This is a genomic window from Paenibacillus sp. P4_A9 (assembly GCF_056402415.1).
In genome coordinates this window covers 1-5355 of the sequence record NZ_JBFUHL010000135.1, presented here as the reverse complement: position 1 = coordinate 5355, position 5355 = coordinate 1, and the positions used below count along the sequence as shown (strand labels likewise).

General features: G+C 40.8%; 4 protein-coding genes and 1 pseudogene. All 5 read right to left on the bottom strand.

The window, feature by feature from the left end; genetic code table 11:
* Positions 1-91: 91 nt before the first annotated feature.
* On the bottom strand, positions 92-2098 hold the full coding sequence (locus tag AC1DVJ_RS29825; RefSeq protein ID WP_477596345.1) for a helix-turn-helix domain-containing protein: 2007 nt from the start codon (positions 2096-2098) through the stop codon (positions 92-94).
* A gap of 628 nt (positions 2099-2726) precedes the next feature.
* The gene (locus AC1DVJ_RS29820) at positions 2727-3272 is read right to left on the bottom strand and encodes an SGNH/GDSL hydrolase family protein (RefSeq protein ID WP_477596343.1); all 546 of its coding nucleotides are present in this window, start codon (positions 3270-3272) and stop codon (positions 2727-2729) included.
* A 186-nt stretch (positions 3273-3458) separates the two neighbouring features.
* Positions 3459-3635 (bottom strand): annotated as a pseudogene (locus AC1DVJ_RS29815) (small acid-soluble spore protein H); the annotation flags it as partial.
* A gap of 122 nt (positions 3636-3757) precedes the next feature.
* Entirely contained in the window at positions 3758-3997 is a 240-nt protein-coding gene (locus AC1DVJ_RS29810; RefSeq protein WP_477596341.1) for a pyridoxal-phosphate dependent enzyme, read from the bottom strand.
* Positions 3998-4526: 529 nt separating this feature from the next.
* Positions 4527-5355 (bottom strand): stage II sporulation protein P (gene spoIIP / locus AC1DVJ_RS29805; RefSeq protein ID WP_477596339.1); only part of this gene is annotated, 829 nt, incomplete at its 5' end.

The window sequence follows — 5355 nt, the reverse complement described above, 5'->3', positions numbered from 1 at the left end:
CATCCAATCCTCGCCATTTTGTTTCATTTCGCCTTCTAACACACCATGTATCACTACGCCAACACAATGTTTCAGCTTTCCGCATGGCTCCTTACGCTCTTCTTGCTTTTCTGAACTCATTGGGCGTAATACCTTCATATTTCTTGAACAAACGGATGAAGGTCGTCCTGCTGTAGATTCCGACCCGCTCCGAAATTTCACTGATGTTCATATTCGTGCTCCCGAGTATTTCTTTCGCCTTATTGATGCGCGTAATGCTGATGTAATCCGTAAGGTTCGTGTCCGTCTTATCCTTAAATACCTTGGAAATGTATTTCGAAGAAACCCCCATATGTTCGGCAATTTTCTCAAGATAGAGATCTTGATGATAATGGCTTTGGATATACTGAACGATCGTAATAACCAGCTGATCGGATTTATTCGAAGTACTGCTCTTTACTTGGGCCGGGTCAGGTAGCTCGGCGATTAGAAAATCCGGCTTTCGATCAGCGGCTTCCAGTGCGGCTGCGGAATCGGCATATGATTTAGGAATGCCTTCAAGACCAAAATAACTATTGCCAAGGCCGATATGAATGCTGCAATACCTGGAATCGTACTGGAATGCTCCGATAATGCCGCGCAGCGCTCTCCTAAAATCATTCATTCCTTCCTGGTCATCCGCATTAACTAGACATACATAAACGTTTTGTTTCGATTCGAACACGTAAACCGGCAAATACTTCCCAAGAAGACTTTCAATAATTTTCTTAATCTTGTTAATGATCATCAACCGCTCGACGTCTTGAATTTCATTATAAAACTCGGTCTTATAGGAGAAGTTGATCGTACAGCAAATGAAGAGATCCTTCTTAAATGACAGATCGCACCGTACGATTTTGTCGAGCTCCTGATCGCTGACAGGCTTGCTCCCCAACATGACATTCAACAGCATATGGTCGATATATTCCATGGATATGCTGTCGAGCTTTTTTTTGAAGGAGTTGTTTTTTTCAATGATTTGATGGATCCCCATTCCGATCCGATCCAGTTCGGTTTCCCGCTTGCCGTTTGACGACATCCATGAAGATGACTTATTTCCCTCGTTTAGTACAATATCTTGAATTTTTTTAATAGGATTATAAAGGTTAAAAGCGAAAACAAAGGACAGAATGCATCCGATAATAATTAGAAGCAAGCAAACCGACACAAACATCGTGAATAGATTCGTAGTCTGCGCCGTAAATTCGGCGATCGGCGTCAGCGAATAATATTTCCACCCATATATGCCCGATACAATATGCGAGACAAAATACGATTTTCCCTTGATTGTCACTTCTCCGCTGTTAAGCTGCTCCTTCGTGATTACGGGGCTCGACTCTTCGTTGCCGTTTCCGATGCTGTTCCAAACGAGATGATCATTGCTGTCCAAAAGCAGAAAACGTGTCGTGGAAAACATGGCATTTTCTCGAATCGCCCTGGAAATCCTCTCCACAGAAATCGTCAAAACCAGATTAGCCTGATGGCCGTTCACTATATTTGAATACACAAAAGGAATCGCGTTTTTTTCAAACGATTGATTAAACACTACCTTGGACGGATTGAGCAGCTCCAAATAGGTGTCCCTATTGTTTCGGCTTCTCCAAAAGCTGGTGTCATACAAATCAAACCGATAAATGCCATTGAAAAAATAATTGAAATCCTCCACGCCGTCCTTCGTATATACTTTTTGGTCATCCACATAGACAAACAAGTTATCGATTAAGTCTCCGATATCACCGGAGATCCGGGAGATCGTGTAAGAGATATTAGGCAGCTTTACTTTGTCGGACGTGCTGTACATATCGAACGGAAGCAAGAGCGACATGATGTTTTTATCGTAAAAAAAGCTTACGCTTGACCGCTGGGCCGTCTGCAAATAAATATCGATAAAGTCCGCGGACGACTGTAAATTCGCCTCTATTTTATGTTTGAAATCGTCCTTCGMCTTATTGCTGAAATTAATGTATACAAATGAGCCAATAACCAGAATTGGTAATAGAAGGGACAAGAAATAGAGCAAAATCCTCAGAAACAATTTGTTTTTTAAAGGAAAGTAAGTGCTGAAATTGATCTTGTTCATTCCTGGAGAAGCTCCTCTCTATTAAAGCCGTAAAGTTTTGTTCTTGTTCCCACTACATATGAAGCTTCCCACTCTCAGTAAAAGTGCAAAAAGACAGGCCCATATACGATTAATGTACGTGGCTGTCTTTTCGCATCTTCCCTTACAAGGTGAGAGTTCTACCTATCCTTATGAATTTACCTGTTTCGCGGCGCTACTTCATTATAAGCGCCGAGCGAAAGTGATGAACATCACCAAATTGCCATATCATGAACCGTTTTAGACCATCGTGCTCATGTTCCATTTTTCCTACTATGTTTCATATTTCTTCCACAATGCCGGTTAAATTGATTCATATTTCTACTTGTTTCATTTACCCGTATCGATGTTTCATATTTCTCTCTGTTAGCGGAAAAATTCAATTTAGGTTTAAAGCCTCTGATTTCGGCTTGACCAGTTGGCCGGATATTTTCTGAGCGGCCGCATMTGCGATCGCCMGGTAGCCTGCTTCATTCGGATGGATTGTATCCTGCATGAACGGATGGTCCGGCCGAACCTGACGCCCAAACACGAGACTGGGGATATCGAGAATATCGACGCGCGGATCATAGGCCAGAAAGCTATTATACATATCCCAAAGCTGATCGGATTAAAGCTGCGCGTTCTCAATAGCAATATGAATATAGCTCCAGCGATTCACTGACAGGAATGGATTCGGTATGCGCAGCAGCACCACACCTTGTGTTTCATTCAAGAGCCTGTCCACCACGAGCTTCAGATCAGTTTTAATCTGCGTAGAACTGCTTTCCCGAATGTCGTTGATCCCATAAGAAACGACATATAAGTCTGCCTGGTCTTTAATCACATTGTCGAGCGTATTGCCGTGGGTAGCGATTTGGTTTACAAAATGATGCAGCGTATTGCCGCTGGATCCGCGGTTGCGGATTCGCGCCCCTTCCAGAACACCTCCGGGAGCCACATAGATCTCGGCCAGTTGTTCAAATAGTCCCTGCGCAGTTTCTGTTGTACTATCGCCGACGAAGTTGATCAGCTTACCTGATTTGGAGCTCTGATAGAACGTTTGAATCGACTCGTACRTCTTCCCGGAGGACGAAACAGGAAGCAAAAGCAGCATCGAGAAGATCAAGGAGAACGGCAAAGTGAACTTCCACCCGTTCATTCTTTTATGCTTCATCCTGATTATTCCTTTCTAGGCAAAAGTTAAAAAAGACAGTTCCAATGGGAACCGCCCTCTGAACAATCGTTATCCGTTAGAATTCTTGTGGAACAAATAGCCCCATATCCCGATTTTTCTTAGTTCTTTTCAATCTCTCGGCGATGGGCATATCATTTTAATGCCTTCCATATCTAATATTTGAGAGTTCTCGACTAAACTGCTTAAAGGGACGCTTTGCTCGTTTTCCGGTTGATCTAAAGGATAAATTCTAGCGGTTTCATTCTTTTCGTCGACATGTTGAATGTAGATTGGCGTCCCATTATAAGTGACATCAACCATGGCAGGTGAAACTGCAATCTCTTGAGCGCGTTGATTGTTCATTTTTTGCCTCCCTTCACGTACTAGTTACATTATTTGTATATGTGAAAGTTTGTATTCAAGGAAAGGCACCCTGCAGCTATTTGGAGGTGCATTGCCGCCGAAGAGTTGCCACAAACTTGTCTCTACTCGTATAGATCGGTGCTTAAATATTTCAAACCTGAATCGTTAATGGTCAATACGATCCGTGCTCCCTTCTCTCGCTCTTTCAGCAGTTGCAGGGCTGCAGCAACATTGGCCCCGGAAGAAAAACCCGCAAAAATCCCCTCTTCGCGCGCTAATCTCCTACAAGCCTCAATCGCCTCCTCATCGGTAACCGTCAAGTAATCAGTGATCAGGTTTCGATCAACCAATGGCAACTCCATACTATAACCGCCGCCTTGCAGTCTGTTACCGATCTGCCATCAAGCAACTCAGATAACATTTTTAACATTTGCTTCTTGTTGATTCATTTCGTATTGTGGCAATAATACGTTGTTCTTGTCCAAAAAATCAGCTATAGGTATAAGTTCTTGACTATATTTACGGTAATAGTTATATGTTCTTGTACAATTAATCGGCATAAGCTATATGTTCTTAGAACCATTATTTTTTGTTTATTCCTTGAATGATGCCATTAATAATATATAATGGTGATCTCATAACACTCCTTTGATGTGTAATATTATACCTATAACTCGACCATGGCAATGGATGTATATTCTTGTCTAGAGAAAAAGACAAGAACTTACATCCATAAAATAATAAAACCACGCTGAGCGCGGTTCTTTATACATATATGTTCTTGTCCTCTTACAATTCCCGCCGTCATACACAATATAAGATATAAGTTCTATTCGTCCCCCAATAAGTTTAAAAAGCCGCAAATAAAATAAATGCGGCTTTCTGTCTATTTTAGTGTAGGTTGGGCGCTAATTCTGCAATCGTTTGAGCTAATATGTCAACTGCTCGATATTCTTCTTCAAGACTATTCTCTGGACCACCAATTTCAATTACGAGGGAATTTTGCAACAGATCTTGATTATATGACAAACTTGTTTCTGGGGAAGCATCTTTTATTAAAACCTGAGGAAGACCTGGATAATTTGTTTGAATTTTATCATGTAGTGTATTCGCAAACTTTATATTATCTTGATATTTCGTATTTGATCTAGATACTACAAATTGGACTTTTGCTACATTACTACCATTGATACTAATAGTAGTTTTTTCTCTCGGTAATGAATTCCTGTGTATATCAAACACCATTTTGAGTGATGGATTTATTTTTAAGGCGTTAACTACTGTCATTCTTGATAACTTATAAGAATCTGCATAGCTAAAGTTAGTCTCGGAACCATAATCCGTTCTGTCTACGAGCGCTTTTATCTTAAGTCCCTCCAGTTTCTCACTGAGGTGCTTTCCTACCGATGTAATATTTTTATTAATATCAATTGACTGGGCCTCTTCTGGTGAAGTTATTTGTAGTTCAGAAACAAAGGATTCACGATTATGAGTGTGGTAAATAAAAACTAAAGGCTCAGTTTTCTCTTGTGGTGTTATATTATTGTGCTGCTTAGCGGCCTTTATTGAGTTAAAGCTTGCATAAATTGCTGTATTTATTTGTTGGCTACCTGAAAAATAGGTTAACCAAGTTGTCAAGATTACCATGCCAATAGATATCCCTGAAATAAGGAGATATTTTTTCAAGAAAGTCCCTTTGTTTAATTTACTACTGGCAATC